The sequence below is a fragment of the Chryseobacterium sp. G0162 genome (genome assembly GCF_003815715.1).
In the GTDB taxonomy this organism is placed as follows: Bacteria; Bacteroidota; Bacteroidia; order Flavobacteriales; family Weeksellaceae; genus Chryseobacterium.
This window is the reverse complement of sequence record NZ_CP033922.1, coordinates 4395299-4414184: the sequence shown is the minus strand read 5'-3', so window position 1 is coordinate 4414184 and position 18886 is coordinate 4395299. Positions and strand designations below refer to the sequence as shown.

Below are 18886 nucleotides of genomic sequence, written 5' to 3'. Positions count from 1 at the left end.
TGTTTATAAAGACAGGTATCTTAGTTTTTTGAGTTTTACTCCACAGCAATCAAAATATCTATTTCTGCATCAGCTGGATTCTGCGCTTTTTCTCCATACATTTCAAAATCAGCGGTAAACATTCTATCCAGATCCATATTCCATATTTTAAACCATTCATTGATGACTAAACCTTCTGCAAGATTGCCCTTTGCCGTAAACTTCACATAATTGCCACCCTCAAAAGATTTCCCAATCATACCTTCGGGAATATGATCAAGGTTTTCAACTTTGCATCCTAACAGTGTAGTATACGGTTTTGTATGGTCTTTTTCGTATTCTGTATAGATTGAATAAACGGTATTGTCTATTTTATTAGGAATTTTTTCCAATATATTTTCCTGCATCAATTTTTCCCATAATACCGGAATATCCTTTGCCGCCTGTTCATTCTCGTTGGTTGTTCTTACTGCAATACCGATTACCTTAAAAGGTTCAATTTTCACGTTGTTCATTTCTTAATTTTTTGTTGTAGGACAAAGATAGAAAGGCGTTGTGACAACTGTTTGTCAGGAGAGATTTTTGAAACTTTGGATAATTATTGCTGATGATAACGAATAAATAGTTTTTCATATTTCTTAAAATTCTCGCAGATTTGCCGATCAGGCAGATTTTTTATGTTTTGGCTAAAGCCTATGGATTTGTTTTTAAATACAAAACGGGCTAAAGCCCGTTTCTATTGATATTGACATGTTTTATATATATGATTTGATCTTGCATGTAAAAACAGATCTACTTTACGTTCGAGAGGATGCCGCCACATAAATAAACCCTTTATTTCCTGATTTAAAAATGGTTTCAATTCTTTTATAATCATCTACTTCATACTCATCCGCCTGAAGAATTTCTGCTTCGGTCACATCAAATAACATCCCTTCAACCTCATCATCAATGCTGCCTGAGAACTCCAGGACAGGATGATATTTTTGACCGCTTTTTCGTAATACTTCAGGGTCTGTAATTTCAAGCATTCCTAATTTATATTGGGATAAGGTGTCTTTTTCACCTTGTAAAATTCGTCCGAATGTTTCGAGCTGAACCTGCTCTTTCTGTAAGGTTCCGTAAGAAAATAAATAAGGCATTATAAATACTTTTCAATGATTGGAATTGCAATTTCGGCCATCATTCCATAACCTTTTTCATTCGGATGAACTCCGTCTGCGGACAGAAAAATCTCTTTGTCTTTGAACAATGCTGAATGAAAATCAATATAACCTAAAGAGTAATCTCCTGCAATGCTCTTGAGAATATCATTATAAGCTATCACCTCCTCATTTGATCTTAATTTTCCTGAACCTACCACTATTCCATCTATATTTTTGGAGATAGGAAGAATGCTCACCAGGTAAATATCTTTGGAAAACTGTTGAGCGTTCTGAACAGCTGTGATGATATTATTTCTAAACTGTTCAGGATTTACGATCTGAACCTTTTCTTTTATCGCAAGATCGTTGGCTCCGTAACTTATGAAAACTAAATTTCCATCAGCAGCGTTTCTTGCCCTTAATTCTGTAGGCATTCGCTTCAACAAACCTTCTGTAGTTTCGCCACCGATTCCTAAATTGAATAGAATCAGTTCGTCACCATTTCCTTCATGGAATTTTTGCAGAGCATATCTCTTCAGAATATCTACCCAGCCTCCAAAAACACCATCATATTCTCCATAGGTTATACTGTCCCCAAAGAACAGTCCGTACACAATTTTTTTCATTTTTCCCAGCTGAGTTCTAAATCACAGCTTTGCAATATTAATCATTTATTACGGTATTCAGAACCGATATATGCCTTGTTTACATTAAACATCAATCAGTGCAGTCCGACTTTACCAGCAGCCTGTTCAAATAATTTCTTAGAATCGTAACCAATCCCTTTTTTGAATACGATTTCCGTATTCAGAACTTCTTTTATATTTTTTTCCGGGTCTCCACTGATAAGTACCAGATCTGCATCTTTTCCTGCTTCAATAGTTCCTGTTTTTTTCTCAATTCCCAGATATTCGGCTGCATTCAATGAGGTGATTTTTACAGCTTCCGGAAAACTAAAGCCAGCTTCTGTCAACAATTCTAATGAATGTCTGTTGGCATAGCCTGGAATTACCCTTCCCGCTCCAGTGGGGTCACTTCCGGCAGTCAATCTTCCACCCATGGCTACAAATTGCTTCTCCCAGGCCATTTGTTTCTTAAAGAGTTCAGCATAGGCAACATCTTTACCTGCAACCAAATCATAATTTTTTTTGATGTTTTCCAAGACAGACGCTGCCAAAGCAACCTCCCCTCCTCCAGGTATAACTTCTCTTTCGGTATAAGGTTCAAATACAGGTAATGTAGAAGTTATGGTCACTTTTTTATTAATCAGGAACTGCATCAGCTCTTTCATTTCTTTACTATCCACCGGTAACCGGGTCAAAGAAGCATTCGCATTACCAGGACACTTATTTTCTTTTTTATCAGCAATGAAGTCCGTACTGGCAAAAAAGCCGTGCTCAAGATTATCTATTCCAAGCTCAGCAGCTTCTCTGTAGGTAACTGAGCATAAATGACCTGTTACCTTAATATTTCTTTTGTGTGCAGCGGCTATGGTAGCTGCCAGATCTTCTTTGGTGATATTCATATAAACTTTAAAAGAAGTACAGCCCATATCTGCCCAATAATTCACCATTTTCTCAGCTGTAAGAGGTGATTCAATTGCTAATATTTCAGGAACCATAAGACCTTCACGCTCAATATAAGGACCTGTAACATCGATATTCGGTCCGGCGATTTTCCCGGTATTGATCCATTTTTTCAAGGTAAGGTCTGTTTGCGGCTCTACACTTCCTGCAGTACGCATCATGGTAACACCGCCGGCCAGATAGAGTTGAGGAAAGGATACCGGCATCTGCAGGGCCAGATAATATGGGCTTACCGCCTTTCCATAGAACAGATGTTCATGCATCATGATCATTCCCGGAATCAGGGTTTTTCCCTGTCCGTTGATTATTTTTACCTTTTTAGGTATTTTTACAGATGATGAATTCCCTACCTTGGCAATTTTACCATTAATAATGATCATATTCTGATCTGTTCTTGCAGGCTTACCGGTACCATCTACTATCTTTACATTCGTAATAGCCAGGGTATCTGCCTGTACATTGACCAATGAAGATAATGTTGAGTTATTCACCGTTTTTTGGGCATGAACATAATTAGTTGATGCAAAATAAAAAATAGTTAATAAGGTCAGTCCTTTATTTTTCAGGGTATTTAAATTGTCCATCATTGTGCAGATATTTAATCTAAAATTAGTGTAATATTTTTATGTGACGATATAATTTGGATCAAAATTTCAAACAATGTCTGTCCCTTTCCAGCTCTCAATTCATCAAGTTTTTGCTGCATCAGTTGTATATTGAATGGTTTTCCCTGTCTGATTTTGTTTTCATAAAATTCCTGAGTAGCTTTTAGCCCTAAATCATCCCTTGATTTTTGTGATTCTTTCCACACGATTTCAATTTCTTCTTTATTCTCGAAGACTCCGAAACCGCCGTAGAGAATATCATCAAAGCCATCAAGGGTTCCTATTTTCCAATCTGTACCTTTCATTAATACATTAGAAGCTTCTTCATAGAAACCGTCTAAAGACAAAAAATGACCGCCATGAATGACGATCATTTTTCTTGTATTGTTATTTGAAGTATTCAACACCGTTTTTGAATATATTATGATAATTCGCGGTTGGTATATTTCTCATGAGACCTTCCGTAAATCTTTCCGGGTGTCCCATTCTTCCGTAGATCTTTCCGCATGGGCTGGTCACTCCTTCAATTCCAAACAATGAATTATTAGGATTGAATGGCATTCCGTGAGCAATGTTTCCATCGAAATCAATGTACTGCGTTGCGATCTGTCCATTTTCATATAACTTCTTGATTTCTTCTTCTGAAGCCATGAAACGTCCTTCTCCGTGAGAAATCGGAATGGTGAAAGTCTGACCTTTCATCCCTTTTAACCATGGACTTTCATCGTTTACTACTTTTACCGTTACCATCTGAGAAATGTGTCTTCTGATGGCGTTGTGAGCCAATGTCGGAGAGTTTTCATCGAGATCTTTAATTCTTCCGTAAGGTAACAGTCCCGATTTAACCAAAGCCTGGAAACCGTTACAGATCCCGATAATCATACCGTCTCTGTCTAGTAATTCGTGTACCGCATTTCTCATCTTTTCGTTCTTTAAAACGTTAACGATGAACTTTGCAGAACCATCAGGCTCATCACCTGCAGAGAAACCTCCTGAGAATGCAAGGATCTGAGAAGTTCTGATCTCTTCTACCCAAGCATCAATGCTTTCATCCAATAGTTGATGACTAATATTAATTAAAGGTAGACTACTTACCACAGCACCTTCTTTCTGGAATGCATTTAAAGTATCATACTCACAGTTCGTTCCTGGGAATACCGGAGCAAATACTTTTGGCTGAGCAATTCCGTGTTTTTTGATGATGATATTTCTTGGGTTGATTGAGTTTGATTTTTCATCAATTTCAACCGTTAGCTTTTCTTTTTCTACTGTTGGGAAAAGATTTTCGAATGTCCCTGTGTAAGCAGATTCAAGATTCGTGATTTGGGTTTCGAGATTGTTGATCTTTAAAATACCAGAATCTTTTACTTCTCCGATTAGCTGAAGAGATGCGTTGCTTAATTCTTCTTTAGCTTCAATAAGTAAGCTACCTATATTTTTAGCTAATAGAGTATTTTCATCAGCATTGATTTCAGCTCCTAATCTGTTTCCGAAACTCATTTTTGCCAATGCTACTGCTACTCCACCATCTTTTACTGTTTTTACAGAAACAATTCTTCCAGATTTGATATTCTCAAAGATGAATGTGTACACTTCTTTTAAAGCATCATAGTTTGGAAGACCACTTTCCTGAGCAATGTGATTGAAGAAATAGACTTTATTTCCTGCTGTTTTAAATTCAGGAGAAATTATATTTTGTTTCTCTCCATTCGCACATGCAAAAGAAATCAATGTTGGAGGTACATTCAGATCCTGGTAGGTTCCACTCATGGAATCTTTACCACCAATCGCTGCTAATCCAAGGTTGATCTGTGCATCATAAGCTCCTAAAAGTGAAGCTAAAGGTTTACCCCATTTTTCAGGTGCTTGCCCCAGCTTTTCGAAATATTCCTGGAAGCTTAATCTGATATTTTTATAATCACCTCCCATCGCAACAATCTTAGCAACACTTTCCACTACGGCATAAGATGCTCCTAATAAGGAGTTTTGCTTAGAAATTTCAGCATCAAATCCCCAGCTTGCTAAAGATACTGTTTTGATATCTTTTGCTCCTAAAATCGGTAGTGTCTGCACACTTCCTTCCATTAGGGTTTGCTGGTATTTCCCACCTAAAGGCATCGCAACGGTTGTTCCTCCTACTGAAGAATCAAACATTTCCAATAATCCTTTTTGGGAAGCTACGTTTTTATCTTTTAAGGTATTCAGGAAGTTTTCTTCGTTGAATGCCTTAGTTTCTGTTTTTACTTCTTCAAGGTGGTTGATTTTTACCTCCTGAGATTTTGAACATCCATTGGTATCAAGGAATGCTCTTGAAAGGTCTACAATCTTGTCTCCTTTCCAGAACATCTGCATTCTTCCTGAATCTGTTACTTTTGCCACTTCTACCGCTACAATATTTTCAGCTTCACAGAATTTGATGAACTTTTCTTTGTCTTTCGGATCTACTACAACCGCCATTCTTTCCTGAGATTCGGAAATAGCCAGTTCTGTTCCGTTTAATCCTTCATATTTTAAAGGTAATACATCAAGATTTACTTCTAAAGAGTCTGCAATTTCACCGATCGCTACAGAAACACCTCCCGCACCAAAATCGTTTGATTTTTTGATCAATCTTGTCAGTTCAGGGTTTCTGAATAGTCTTTGGATCTTACGTTCTTCTACTGCATTTCCTTTCTGTACTTCAGAACTCATGGTATGAATAGAGGTTTCGTCCTGTTCTTTTGAACTTCCACTTGCTCCTCCTACTCCATCACGACCTGTTGCTCCTCCTAAAATAATGATAGAATCACCGTTGGCAGGCTTTTCACGTCTTACCCAATCCACAGGAACGGCTCCGGTAACGAAACCTACTTCCATTCTTTTGGCTTTGTATCCTTCATCATAGATTTCAGAAACCATTGTGGTAGCAAGACCTATCTGGTTACCATAAGATGAATATCCGTTGGCAGCCTGTTTTGTAATAGTCTTTTGAGGTAATTTTCCTGGTAATGTTTTGTCTACTGATTCTAAAACGTCCGCAGCTCCTGTTAACCTCATTGCCTGGAATACGAAAGATCTTCCGGATAACGGATCTCTGATCGCTCCTCCTAAACAAGTGGATGCCCCTCCAAAAGGTTCAATTTCCGTTGGGTGGTTGTGTGTTTCGTTCTTGAATAATAAATACCAAGGTTCTTTTTTACCATCGTATTCTGCTTCGATCTGGATGGTACAAGCATTGATCTCATCAGAAATCACAAGGTTGTCAAGGTTCCCTGTTTTATGGAAATATTTACCACAAACTGTTGCCAGGTCCATTAAAGAGATCGGCTTCAGCTCACGGCCTAAGAATTTTCTTTTTTCGATATAATCATTGAAAATGGTCTCCAATGTATGTTTAAAGTCTCCTTCAAACTGAATGTCTGACAATTCTGTTTCGAAAGTCGTGTGACGGCAGTGATCGCTCCAGTACGTGTCTAATACTTTCAATTCTGTTTCCGTAGGATTTCTCTCCTCAGTTTTAAAGTACTCCTGAATAAATTTCAGATCATCTAAGCCTAGTGCAAAACCGTGATTATTATAGAAATTTTCAAGTTCAGCATCATTGAAATTGATGAAATTTTCGTGGATTAATACTTTTGATGGTGTTTCATCAGCAGGAATATCCAATACAGACAGATCTTTTTCCTGAGACTCTACTTTATTAATCAAAAGGTCTTTGATTTTCATCAAATCAGCTTCTGAAACTCCTACAAATTCGATCAGCTTTCCACTTCTTACTTTTGATTTTTCATTTTCTGTCAATAAAGCAATACATTGTTGTGCAGAGTCTGCTCTCTGGTCGTATTGACCAGGCAGGAACTCCATCCCGAAATAAATGCTTTTTGCAGGGTTTTCTGTATGTAAAATATCAGTAACAGGGTCTACAAAAGTATTGTTCACTACTTTTTCGAATTCCCCGTCATTCAAATTAAAAATGTCATACACATTGTAGACTTTCACACTTTGAATTGCCGGAACAACTGCTTTTACTTCATCAAAAATTTTTGGACTTTCAACATCGAAAATTCCTCTTTTTTCTACGAAAATTCTTTTGTTATTAGACATTAGATGTCAGATTTTTAATATTAGATTTATTTTTCTTTTACTTTTTCTGAGTTTCAGAGCACCTACACCAGATTGTTACTTTCTGTTCTTTCTATATAGATTCTCTTTAGGGGATCATCTCCCAATATTACGGTGTACAAATTTACTCTTTTTACTTTCTTTAACCTCAATCTTTTTGTTATAAAACCAATGCAAGGTTATTATCTTTGGTACCATCATTATTGGATGCATTTTTAGGAGCTTCCATCCATTCTTCTTTATTCAATACAAATCTGAAAGAATAGGTCTTCCCCTTTTCAAATCGAGACACCGGAATCTCCAGTTCATAACGGTTTTTATCCTTTTTTATCATCTGAAACTCTTTATTTTCGGAATCCCAGTCGTTAAAACTCCCTGCAATGGATACCGTATGAAGAAGAGCTGCATTTAAGTTTACAGGATGAGTATAAGTGAAAACCACTTTATCGCCCTTTACAGAATATCCATATACCTGTTTTTTATCTGAAGTTGAGATCAGATCTTCCACCAAACTTGTAGTACCACTATAAAGTGTGCTATATGTTTTGGGTCCATTGATATTCACCATCATACAAATCCCTATATTCAGTTCTGGAAATATCGTAAACAGGGTATTTGTTCCATACGATCCTCCATGTTTAAATCCTCTTCTTCCATTGTTGGTAATAAAATGTTTATCCCACAAATAGCCATACCAGCCTTCTTTACTGTTGTCAATATTCCTTTGAGATTCCTGTACTATTTTATTTTTGGGATCCAGTTCTTCTTTTAAAAACTTCATCATATCTCCTAAAGTAGATTCTGTTTTTGAACCTCCGGATCCCCACAGAAGACTTGTTGAAACCGGCATCAGTCTATAATTTTCGTGATACCCATTGGCTTGAGCTTCATCTTTTCCAAGTTCCAGTTTGGTATGATTCATTCCGTTTTTTGAAAAGATATTTTCCTTTAAAATGGTTTCGTAACTTTTCCCATATATATTTTCCAACATAAGACCAGCCAATTCCAGGCTCAAATTGCTGTATTTATATTTTGTTCCCGGCTTCATATCCAATTTGACACTTGCCAGGTCTTTTTTAAAGTCTTCTTTTGTATATCCTTCGTTGAGCTTCTCGTAAAGAAAAGGAGTTTCATCGGTCATGTTTTTTCTCAGCTCATCATCAATAGGGAGATTTCTAGGCAAGGCCGTTTCATAAGAAATTAAATTACGAACTGTTATAGGAACTCCATTATATTCTAAGTTGGGATAAGCCCCTTTCAGGTATTTACGTATATCATCATCCAGACTTATTTTTCCCTCAAGAACCGCCTGAGCTAACAATTGTCCAGTAAAAAGTTTAGTAACAGAAGCTATGGCAAAATAGGTATTATCATCTGCTTTATTCCCTTTTCCTTTATCTATTTCACCAAAGTGTTTCGTATACACTTTTCCGTCTTTGATAATTCCGATTGAAACAGAATAAGCTTTGGAATCTTTTGCAATCTTCTGAGCATTAGCTTCTATAATTGAGTAGACCGCTTTTTCACTTTGTGCATGGTTTTTTACGAATGCCAAAGTAAGAATGCATATAAATATACTTTTTCTCATGAGATTTAATTATGGTTATTTTTTGAATTTGTTTGGGTTATTAGGGTGCTCTTTCTGATATTGTTCTGCTTGTTGTATTTCATTTTTCAACCATTCTTCGAAAGAAATCATTTTATCTTCATAATTTAAGATATAAATACTTTTTCCATCTTCAGACACGAAAAATTTCAAGTCATCGAATGATCCTAAATTTATTTTTTGATAATCATAGGTATTCACTTGATAATAGGGAAAGTTTTTTTGGGGTCTTTCTACAATTTCAAAAAGAAGTTTTTTTTCTTTTTCAGATAACTCATTATATACATTAACATAATGAACGTCTGAGATTGTTTTATTGTATTTTTCAAAAAATTGAAGGATTTTCTCCTCCTTTTTATTATATTGAAATGGATATGGATAGTATTTTCCATCAATATTAACGTCTTTCTCAGAATATTTAGTAAGTGGCTGAACTGTTTCGCCTTTAACGTTCAGTATTCCCCAAGTTCCCCCCACTATACTTCGATGTTCATCTTCTGTTTTTTCCCAATCACATCCATTACAAAAGGATGCATATCCATAATTGAAAGAGGAGACAAAATCATGTTCAGGCTGAATGGCTATTTTTCCGTTTCTATCTGCAAAGCCTATTTTCCCATTTTTCACAAATCTTCTGACACCTTCTGAAAAATAGTCTGCTCCGTTATCATATAAATAAGGTTTATATAAAAAATTACCTTTTCTGTCGTAAACATATCCAAAGGCATTTTTTTCATATTTTTCATCTCTTTTCCCACCAGCAAAGAGAATAGTTTCATTCTCTATCCCGTCTTTTACCAATTCACCTTCTTTAATTCCGGTATAATCTTTAAATTCTGCTGGTATGATGATCTTTCCAGCCTGGTTTTTGACTCCAATCAAAGAATCTCTGGATTTAAAATACCTCAAAACGTCTTTCTTCTGAGAGAAAGCCAGTACAGGAATTAAGGTAATCAATAAAAGGACTTTGTTCATGGTTGGGTTTAAAATAAAAAATGCAGCCCAAAAGGCTGCATATTGTTTTATACTTTAAGATCAGCTTCTAATCCTATTAAGTCTTTATTTTGATCTATAATCGGCTGCACTTCATTCTTGACGAATTCTTCCGTCTGAATCGGTGCAAACCCGATAAAGTTCTTAGGATCTAAAACTTCTTTTAATTTCGATTTATCTAATTTTAAAGAATCATCGTTTAAGATTCTTTCGATCAAATCATTTTCTTTTCCTTCTTCCTTCACTTTCTTGGAAGCTTCCATAGAATGAACTCTGATAACTTCGTGAATTTCCTGACGATCACCACCAGCTTTCACTTCTTCCATGATGATATATTCTGTTGCCATGAAAGGAAGTTCTTCTTCGATATGCTTGTTGATTCTGTTCGGATATACAACGATTCCGTTCATGATATTATTCCAGATCAATAGAATTGCATCTACAGCAAGGAATGCCTGAGGAATGGTTAATCTCTTGTTTGCAGAGTCATCCAATGTTCTTTCAAACCATTGTGTAGAAGCTACCATTGCAGAACTTGTCGTTAAAGACATTACATATTTTGCCAATGCTCCGATTCTTTCACTTCTCATTGGATTACGCTTGTACGCCATTGCCGATGAACCGATCTGGTTTTTCTCGAATGGTTCTTCAATTTCCTTAAGGTTCTGAAGTAAACGTAAATCGTTTGTGAATTTATGAGCTGACTGAGCGATGTTTCCTAATAAAGCTACTACTTTCGCATCAATCTTTCTATCGTAAGTCTGTCCGGAAACTCCGAACACTTTTTCGAATCCGAATCTTTTTGAAAGCTCTTTATCTAAGTGCTTTACTTTTGAATAATCTCCGTTGAACAGTTCAAGGAAACTTGCAGCAGTCCCTGTAGTTCCTTTTACTCCTCTGAAACGAAGGGTTTCTAAGAAGAAGTCTAATTCTTCGATATCAAGAACCAAACTTTGTAACCAAAGGGTTGCTCTTTTTCCTACTGTTGTTAACTGAGCCGGTTGGAAGTGTGTAAATCCTAAAGTTGGAAGATCTTTGTACTGAATCGCAAAGTCTGCTAAATTCTTCATTACGTTCACCAACTTTTTCTTTAAGATTAAAAGTCCGTCACGGATTTGAATTAAATCTGTATTGTCTCCTACAAAAGCTGAAGTAGCTCCCAAGTGAATTATTCCCTTTGCTGAAGGCGCCACATCTCCATAGGTGTGAACGTGAGCCATTACATCATGACGGAATTTCTTTTCGTATTCTGCTGCTTTATCGAAATCGATATTTTCAGCATTAGCTTTTAATTCAGCGATCTGCTCGTCTGTAATTTCAAGCCCTAAGTCTTTTTCGATCTCTGCTAAAGCGATCCAAAGCTTTCTCCAGGTACGGAATTTGTTATTGTGTGAGAAATTAAACAACATTTCTTCACTGGAATAGCGCTCTTCCAATGGATTTTTGTAGGAATTCATTCGTTCTTTTACTTTTTAGATGCACAAAAATACGATTTTTCAGTGAGAGATGAAAATGTTGGTTTTATGATTTTTTGTAGTGATGATGTAAGGGAAATTTTGAAAAGTTCTTATTCATTTTACATCATAATGGCTATTATTATTTTCCCACACAAAGAGTTTGTGTGGCATGTGAAAGGATTTGGTAGCATGAAGAAAGTATTCGGAGACTTGAAGCAATTTTTGTAATACAAAACCCACCGCAAAAAAACGATGGGTTTGTTTTTATCTATCGACACGAGCGAGACGCTCACGCCAGCGGAAGCTCAGAAATCTTATGAATTATCTATTGCTAAATAAAAATATACCTCATATAGATATATTAAAATTAGTGACGTATTTATCAATAAAAATAACCGTTTATAATTTGTTTTATCTCTAACAATATATAACATAGAAAATAGAGAAAGTAAAATCCCTACTAAAAATGAAACAACTTTAGCGTTTATGGTATTTAAAAAATCAAAATTATTATTAAAAAATATTATTATTAAAAAATATAAAATATTTATTATTTGAATAATTATGGGGTTTCTTTTATTTTTCATTAATCCTTTTTCTTATCGGGTTTATTTAACTCTTTAACAACTGCATTATAAGCATTGTATTTGTATTTATTATCAATTTGAGTATGAGAAGCATTAACTGGAACATTCAAAATTTTTGTCTTAGAAGGATCCTTAGCCTCTATATCTTCTCCACCTATTCCCATTCCCATAAAACCATCATTTTTATTATAATAATTAATTGCAGTCTTAACATTTGACGGAATTTTGTCATCATCAAATCCTTTTGTAGGATCATCGGCAATATCTAAAGTAAATAATAAATCAATTTTAATATTTGGATTTTCGTTAGCCAGCTCTACTAAGTTATCTGCTCCCATACTATGTCCAACCATAATTAATTTACCATTGGGACTTTGCTTTCTAAAAGCTGTTATACTAGACAAAATATCAGCCTTTGTCTCTTTTCCACTTGAAGAAGCAAATACTCCTACTTGATTTTTCGCACTATTTAGATTATTAATAACTCCTATACCATCATAATCAATACCTCCATCCTTATTAGTTTTAGCATGATTTTGAGCTTGTGTAGCTCCTTTTAGAGGATTACCTACATAACCTTGATTAACTATAATTAAATTCCTAGTAGTTTTATTTATCTCTAAAGGTTCCAACCCCTCTAATTCTCTTGCATCAACAACTCTATTTCCACTAAATGCATAGGGAGACCAGGTGCTATACTTCTCACTTAATGGATCAACATTGAAAAATCGCCCCAAAGCAGAATCATAATTTCTCCAGCGGTAAGAACTCCATCCTGTCTCCCTTTGCTTTTCCTGTCCCTGAGAGGAATAACTATAATCTGATGTGATTGAATTGAAAGTATTTAGTTCCCCTCCAAATTCTAACCCAAAAGGATAAAAATGAGTTGTCCTGTCTACTACCGGGCTACCACCAGTCCCTTTATAATAAGCAAGCCTGATATTTCCAACCAAATCCTTATACTGGTAAATATAAGTATTCTTTTTAAAATCAAAATACCCTTCTGAAGTTGGAGCAAAGCTTAATTCATTGTTAGTATACTGGAACCCATTCAGATAATCTGTAACATCAGTAGTTTCCATATTGGATCTTCCTGATCCATAGGTATGGATCTTCGTTAGTTTGGTTCCATCAGCTTTGTAAAAGTATTTTGTATTAACGAAATGGGTAGTTACCCCATCATGAGATTCATATTCTTGGTCAAATTTAATGTAGTTCGGAAGATTGAGGTAATTGTAGTCAATCTGCAACATTCCTTTATCAATCTGGCTTGTCATATTCCCATTGCTATCATAAGTTATAGGATTGCCTGAAAAACTTGGATAACCTCCATAGTTTCCTGAAATATCATCTACTTTATTAAGTCTGTTTCCCGTATAAATATAGTTGAGGTTATCCATTAATTCTACTCCCAGATTTTCAATAAATCTGTTCCTTTTGAGATTCAGGATATTTCCGTTTAGATCATAGCTTAAGGTCTCATTGTAATAGTTATTTTGTGGTACAGTAGTATTAGGTTCAGAATAAATACCATTTTTTAATCTTTCTAGGCTATCATACTGATAATTGTATCTTCTCAGCTTCCCATTATCAGCACTTATCCAGTCCATCTCTGCAATATTTCCGTTGTATTTCCCAGCAGAAACATTGGAATAGAAAGGGTTTTGGTATTTGATCTCATATGCAAAAAGCTTCCCGTTTAAATTAGTTAGGTCATTAACTCTGGTAAGCCATCCTCTAATATTGTAGTTATAATCTATAGACTCTAATGGTGTGCCGGTTGTATTCCCAGTTTTTTTATTTATAAGCTGGCCAACATCGTTATAGGTATTTTCAGCAAGAAGTTCCTCAGGCTGTGTGTTCACCTGATGATAATGTTTTAGAAGGCGGTTCTGACCATCATAGATAAGCGTTTCTTTAATAGTTACTATCGTACTGCCCAGACTTTTCAGATGATAGGTATAAGTTTCTAATGGCTTTCCTGAAAAATCCAGTTTAGACTCTGTTTTAGTATACCCACCCAGATGGTTCCAGCTTCTTTCACCAATTTTTCTTCCTTTGGTATCATAGTAGAAATAGGTTTTGGTCCAGCTGTCATCTTCAATATTTTTCACATAAGTGGCTGTGGGCAAAGTCAATGTATTTATTCCTCCATTTAAAGACTTTGAAGATGTAATCACAAATTGGTCAAGAATCTTGGAAGGAATTGGTTCTTTCTGATCCCGGGGATAAAAATCGTAATAATTAACCGTCAGAATTGTACTGAAATTTTGAAGAAAATTATTGGTATAGTATACCAATTGGCCATTTTTAGTAAATCCACCTACTATAGTTTCTTCGTTGATTATCTGATCTCCAATCTGGCTTTGCATGTCTATTCTGCTTCCACCAGAAAGTATTCCGGTATAAACAATCCTGTTTAAACGATCATATTTAGAAAGCAGCCATTGTCCTTTATTTTTCAGATTGACATCCTGTGAAAGTATAGGACGGTCAGCACCATCATAAACCACAGATTCCCAATCCCCTCTTCCTGGTAACCTCTTTTCTACCTGCCGCCCTTTTCCATCGTAACGGTACTGATAACAAAGCGTTTCTAAAATATTCTGTGTCACCGTATTATTGTTCTGTTCAATTTGCTGTACTGCTTTAGGCGGAATAACAAATACCTGTTGTCCATACTCGTTGTAGACATAATAGGTATCAACATTCTGTGTACCGTCTGTACGTCGTATCAACAACACCTGCCCGCGGCCATTGGTAAACTGGATCACAGGAGTTCCATCTTCATCCGTCACGGTGTTTTTGTATAAAACTCCGGGATTGTAAAAACCTACTGTAGGAATTGATGACACTGTATTACTAATTGTTCCTACAGTGTTTGTAGCAGTATTGGTTGTAAATTTCTTTATTTCCCCTGATCCATTGACCTGGTATTTATATTGAGCAGTGTGGCCTCCCCCCATTTTCCAAGCATCCCCAGGATGGGCCTGCTGCAGTACTTTGTCCAAAGGAGAGTTTTCAATCTCTTTTTCGGCATACGCATTAGCAACACCATAGTAAGAATTAGCGGTATTTTCATTAATAATCCCAGTATGAATGGCAGCATTGAGAGAATTGGCAGGTACCGGAAGAATATCCTTTGTTTGTCTTCCATAAGCATCGTAGGTAATTGGAGTCACCAAATCTTTGCCTGTAGCTGTCGCTTTTACTTCTATAATCTGTTTCGCTCTCCCCAACCCATCAAAATAGGTAACGGTTTCTGTTTTTTTTATGCAATCACCACTCAGGCAGGTTTTGGACAGTATATAATTTTCGGATGTACTTTGAGCATAGGCCGCTGAAACTGTAAACAGCACACCTAGTAATTGTATTTTTTTCATAATGTGTTTACTGTTTATAGTTATACTTTAATTCTTTAATGGTCTTAACAACATAATTACCTGTATTATCCCGTTCCCTGACCTGAATTTCTTTTAAACGGTTAGCTGTATCATAAAGATACTGTTCCCTGATCCCTGAAGGTGGTGTTATCGTAGTTACTCCAATCAATGGATCATAGGTATATGTAGTTACAACCAATCCTAATTGATGAAAATTATCTAAAGCCAAAAGCAGGGCGCCCTCTTTTGTAGGATCAGCAGCATCCTCATCTGACTTGGCTACAATATCTGCAATCTCATTATCTAATGAATTATATATTACCCCTACAATCTTAGCAATGGGCTTTGTCTTTTTGTAACCCCAGACTATAGTGACAGGAGTCCCATCATTGGTGGTGTACTTCACAATATTCCCATTTTCGTCATACTTGTCAAAACTTACATCTTTGTAGGATTGAGAAGGGTTCAGCTTATCAAAAGAATATTCCGATAATGGAAGTGCCAGATTTCCTGTTACTGCATCAGGCAGGGCATTAGGGTAGATAGTTTCTTCGCGGGAAGTTAATTTGGTAATGTTTTCATTGGTTTGCTGCTCCCTGGTTTCCAAAGGAATACCCACCATATTTTTACTGATTAATAACGGGTTGTTTTTCTCATGGGCATAATCATAATTGACTTCTGTAGAAGACAGGTCTGGAAAAATCGTTTTTTTCCCTGTTAACTGACTATGTTTGGGGTTGTTATAGAAATATTCGGTTTCTGTCTTCATGGCAGTCCCATCAATATAATCTGTAGTTTTCTGAGATTTTAAATATTCAAAATGGGAGATATTTTTATATTGTACAATATCAAGGTTATCCAACTGCTCATCAAATGTTACTACTTGTCCTTCCTGAAGCCCAAAACATCTGCCCTTATATTCCGTGGTCACATTATTGGCACCAATAGCATGGCAGTTCTTATACGCGTCAGTAGTAATATAATAATGCGAATGATTGGTTGAGCACATGGTAAATGGAATGGTCGTTGTAATATCCTGCCCAGTACAGGTATAGGTAACATTCTTAGGGTTAGGGTTTTCATAGTTCTTTCTGATAGAAAAACCATCTACCTGATATTTCCTGTTTTGATCTTCTTCATAGTTCATTTCGACAGTTCGTACCAGTTTATTATTGCCATCCAAATATCTTGTTGAAAGCTCCCTTCCATTTTTCCACCCAAAGTTTGACCACACTGAGTTCCTGATATTATTTCCTAATAGTACTTTTCCGAAATCATCCGAAGCAGCAGAATAGCTATGAATAATATTGGACTTCCCTTCTGTAATCTCCTGAACTGTTTTGTAAAATACATTCGGATGGGTAGCATAAAGCTGATTGATGTTAGTGGAAGTTATTGTGTAATAGGGGAATTTTTCCACTCCAACAGGAACACTACCACCAGTATGCGGATTATTGACATAACAGGTTTTATAAAAATCCAGCTGTTCTTGAAATTCGGGAGTTCTCAAAACAACAGCCTGAGTTGTCTCTTCATTCAAATCCCGGTAAAGAAACTTCCTGGTAGTTGCCACCCCATTTTCTGTTGTATCTACAATCTTGGCTATTCGTAATCCACCGATAGGTACTTCCTTATCACCATACACAGCATCTTTGTAGGAATAGGTAGCAGCAACGGTGGAACGTACACAGAAAAATATAGTCCGCAATTTAAGCGTCAGTGGTTCATCTTTGTTAACAAGGGCATAAAAGCTTCCAGCCGTGGCAGGAAAGGGAGCCGAAGTTCCTATACTGTTGAGGATTCCTGATGAATTTTTGGAATACAACTCTACCGCCTGGCCATTTGCTTTAGTCAAAGTAGCTACTGCTCTATGCTTATTAGGAACTTCAGCAGAAGCATCACAACCTGGAACGTTAAATGAAGCCCCGCCTCCCAACCGAATCTCCTCAGTTTTAATAGGTGTAAATGTCACTGTACTTATTACATTTGTGGCATCTTCATCAGTAGTAGCCTTTATTTGAACACCCCTTGTTTCAGCCGGAGCTAGCAGCACGTTTTTATCTATTCTCGTATGATTTTCATAGAAGAATTCTGTAGATCCTTTGGTGGGATAAATAATCTTTTTTAAGATCCCGATAGCTGTTTTCTCAGGTACTACACCTGTTCCTGCTCCTGTATAGGAGCTCCATGCAGATACTTTTTCAATCCGTGGAACCAGATTCGTATTACTATTGACCTCATTATAATATCCCCAGCTATCTCTGCTAAAGGCAAGTCTTGGAGGGAATTTATCAGGCTGATTGTATTCAAATCCATAAGTAGTATTTAAGACATTGTCTACGATAGAGGAAAGAAACAACCTATTGTTTCCTGTCAAACTATAATTTAACGCAACATTATTAATAGTACTGTTATTTACTTTTTTGGTTATTTTTTGAAGCCTTTTATAATCATCGCTACCTCCTGATTGCAGATAATCAAAAATAATTTCCCCATAAGCTGGATTATTGCTGTAAATTCTTTTGATCTGTTTTCCATTGACAGTCTGGTTATGGCTGATAAGAGGGCTTACAGTAGGATACATGATAAATGGCCCATTACCGCAGGAAGAATACATAGCCCCTCCATTAGGAGAAGTATAAGACAATGTTTGAGACTGGCTTATCGTAGTAGTATAACCGCCATCCGTATTTTCAATAAATACAATTTCACCGGTGGATACATCTTCTATTTTTGTAAGATACCAGGCTGTAGAAGAAATAGATATCAAAGAATGCCCAGCTCCGGCAGTACGGTTGGAAGTCATTTCCTGATCAGTAAAATAAAATTTCATCCCGTCATCTGTTGTAATCGTAAAAGATGGGCCTCCGCTTCTCCCTTCAATAATAACATCTTTTTGAGAATAAACAACAGGCATCCCTCTTCTGTCAAAGACAAATTTAATCTGCATTCCGCCAAAACTTGCCATATAGAGGTCCTGTTCTGTATCTACATCATCATTGGCCGCATCCTGAAAGAATTGCATAACAGTAGGATGATAGGGGCCTAAGGCATCAATATTGGTTGGAATTGTTACATTGGTCAGATGTTCTTCATCAGGGACATCCCGGATAACTCTTGTAATAACCCCGCCTGAAATAAGATTCCAACCTAGTCCTGTAGAACCGTTCATATCATCTACTTTTATTCCGTTGGAATAGTAATTGAGCTTAATAGGAAGACTGATGTTTTTGGTTTGAAAGCTTGTTATTGGAATATCTACATTGGCATTTCCCGTAAACAGGCTGACAGGGATATTTCCAAAGGCTCCTAATTTATAAGACTCCGATGAAGGAGGTATAATGTTAGGAAGTGTTGATGGTTTACTTCCTGTAGTTTGTGCTACTGCTGTGCCTAATGATAAGCAGAAAAACAAACTGGTTATATTCTTTTTCATGATTAATG

The 18886-nt window shown here is 36.3% G+C and carries 11 protein-coding genes; all 11 read right to left on the bottom strand.

What is annotated here, in order from left to right; genetic code table 11:
* Positions 1–35: 35 nt before the first annotated feature.
* Positions 36–494 carry a GyrI-like domain-containing protein gene (locus EG344_RS19655; RefSeq protein ID WP_123911047.1) on the bottom strand — a complete coding sequence of 153 codons (459 nt, stop codon included), beginning with the start codon at positions 492–494 and terminating at the stop codon, positions 36–38.
* A gap of 282 nt (positions 495–776) precedes the next feature.
* Positions 777–1121 carry a gamma-glutamylcyclotransferase family protein gene (locus EG344_RS19650; protein WP_123911046.1) on the bottom strand — a complete coding sequence of 115 codons (345 nt, stop codon included), beginning with the start codon at positions 1119–1121 and terminating at the stop codon, positions 777–779.
* Entirely contained in the window at positions 1121–1750 is a 630-nt protein-coding gene (locus tag EG344_RS19645; RefSeq protein ID WP_123911045.1) for an SGNH/GDSL hydrolase family protein, read from the bottom strand. Before EG344_RS19645 ends, EG344_RS19650 begins: the two co-directional genes overlap by 1 nt.
* A gap of 95 nt (positions 1751–1845) precedes the next feature.
* Complete coding sequence (locus EG344_RS19640) at positions 1846–3297, bottom strand: amidohydrolase family protein (RefSeq protein ID WP_123911044.1); 1452 nt, start codon at positions 3295–3297, stop codon at positions 1846–1848.
* Positions 3298–3308: 11 nt separating this feature from the next.
* Positions 3309–3722, bottom strand: a complete 414-nt coding sequence (locus EG344_RS19635) for a ribonuclease inhibitor (RefSeq protein ID WP_123911043.1) — start codon at positions 3720–3722, stop codon at positions 3309–3311.
* Positions 3703–7398, bottom strand: a complete 3696-nt coding sequence (locus EG344_RS19630; protein ID WP_123911042.1) for a phosphoribosylformylglycinamidine synthase — start codon at positions 7396–7398, stop codon at positions 3703–3705. Before EG344_RS19630 ends, EG344_RS19635 begins: the two co-directional genes overlap by 20 nt.
* Before the next feature lie 178 nt (positions 7399–7576).
* The gene (locus EG344_RS19625; protein ID WP_123911041.1) at positions 7577–9004 is read right to left on the bottom strand and encodes a serine hydrolase; all 1428 of its coding nucleotides are present in this window, start codon (positions 9002–9004) and stop codon (positions 7577–7579) included.
* A gap of 15 nt (positions 9005–9019) precedes the next feature.
* Positions 9020–9997 (bottom strand): WG repeat-containing protein, encoded by a 978-nt coding sequence (locus EG344_RS19620; RefSeq protein WP_123911040.1) that lies wholly within the window; start codon positions 9995–9997, stop codon positions 9020–9022.
* 47 nt (positions 9998–10044) lie between these two features.
* Positions 10045–11472, bottom strand: a complete 1428-nt coding sequence (purB, locus tag EG344_RS19615) for an adenylosuccinate lyase (protein WP_047096071.1) — start codon at positions 11470–11472, stop codon at positions 10045–10047.
* Positions 11473–12058: 586 nt separating this feature from the next.
* Positions 12059–15442 carry a DUF6443 domain-containing protein gene (locus EG344_RS19610; RefSeq protein WP_123911039.1) on the bottom strand — a complete coding sequence of 1128 codons (3384 nt, stop codon included), beginning with the start codon at positions 15440–15442 and terminating at the stop codon, positions 12059–12061.
* 7 nt (positions 15443–15449) lie between these two features.
* A complete protein-coding gene (locus tag EG344_RS19605) occupies positions 15450–18878 on the bottom strand; it encodes a hypothetical protein (RefSeq protein ID WP_123911038.1) in 3429 nt (1142 codons plus the stop codon).
* Between the last annotated feature and the right edge of the window lie 8 nt (positions 18879–18886).

Excerpts from the sequence above, each read along its gene's own strand:
- EG344_RS19655 (WP_123911047.1), bottom strand. The coding sequence starts at position 494 with ATGAACAACGTGAAAATTGAACCTTTTAAGGTAATCGGTATTGCAGTA.
- EG344_RS19650 (WP_123911046.1), bottom strand. The coding sequence starts at position 1,121 with ATGCCTTATTTATTTTCTTACGGAACCTTACAGAAAGAGCAGGTTCAG.
- EG344_RS19645 (WP_123911045.1), bottom strand. The coding sequence starts at position 1,750 with ATGAAAAAAATTGTGTACGGACTGTTCTTTGGGGACAGTATAACCTAT.
- EG344_RS19640 (WP_123911044.1), bottom strand. The coding sequence starts at position 3,297 with ATGATGGACAATTTAAATACCCTGAAAAATAAAGGACTGACCTTATTA.
- EG344_RS19630 (WP_123911042.1), bottom strand. The coding sequence starts at position 7,398 with ATGTCTAATAACAAAAGAATTTTCGTAGAAAAAAGAGGAATTTTCGAT.
- EG344_RS19625 (WP_123911041.1), bottom strand. The coding sequence starts at position 9,004 with ATGAGAAAAAGTATATTTATATGCATTCTTACTTTGGCATTCGTAAAA.
- EG344_RS19620 (WP_123911040.1), bottom strand. The coding sequence starts at position 9,997 with ATGAACAAAGTCCTTTTATTGATTACCTTAATTCCTGTACTGGCTTTC.
- purB (WP_047096071.1), bottom strand. The coding sequence starts at position 11,472 with ATGAATTCCTACAAAAATCCATTGGAAGAGCGCTATTCCAGTGAAGAA.
- EG344_RS19610 (WP_123911039.1), bottom strand. The coding sequence starts at position 15,442 with ATGAAAAAAATACAATTACTAGGTGTGCTGTTTACAGTTTCAGCGGCC.
- EG344_RS19605 (WP_123911038.1), bottom strand. The coding sequence starts at position 18,878 with ATGAAAAAGAATATAACCAGTTTGTTTTTCTGCTTATCATTAGGCACA.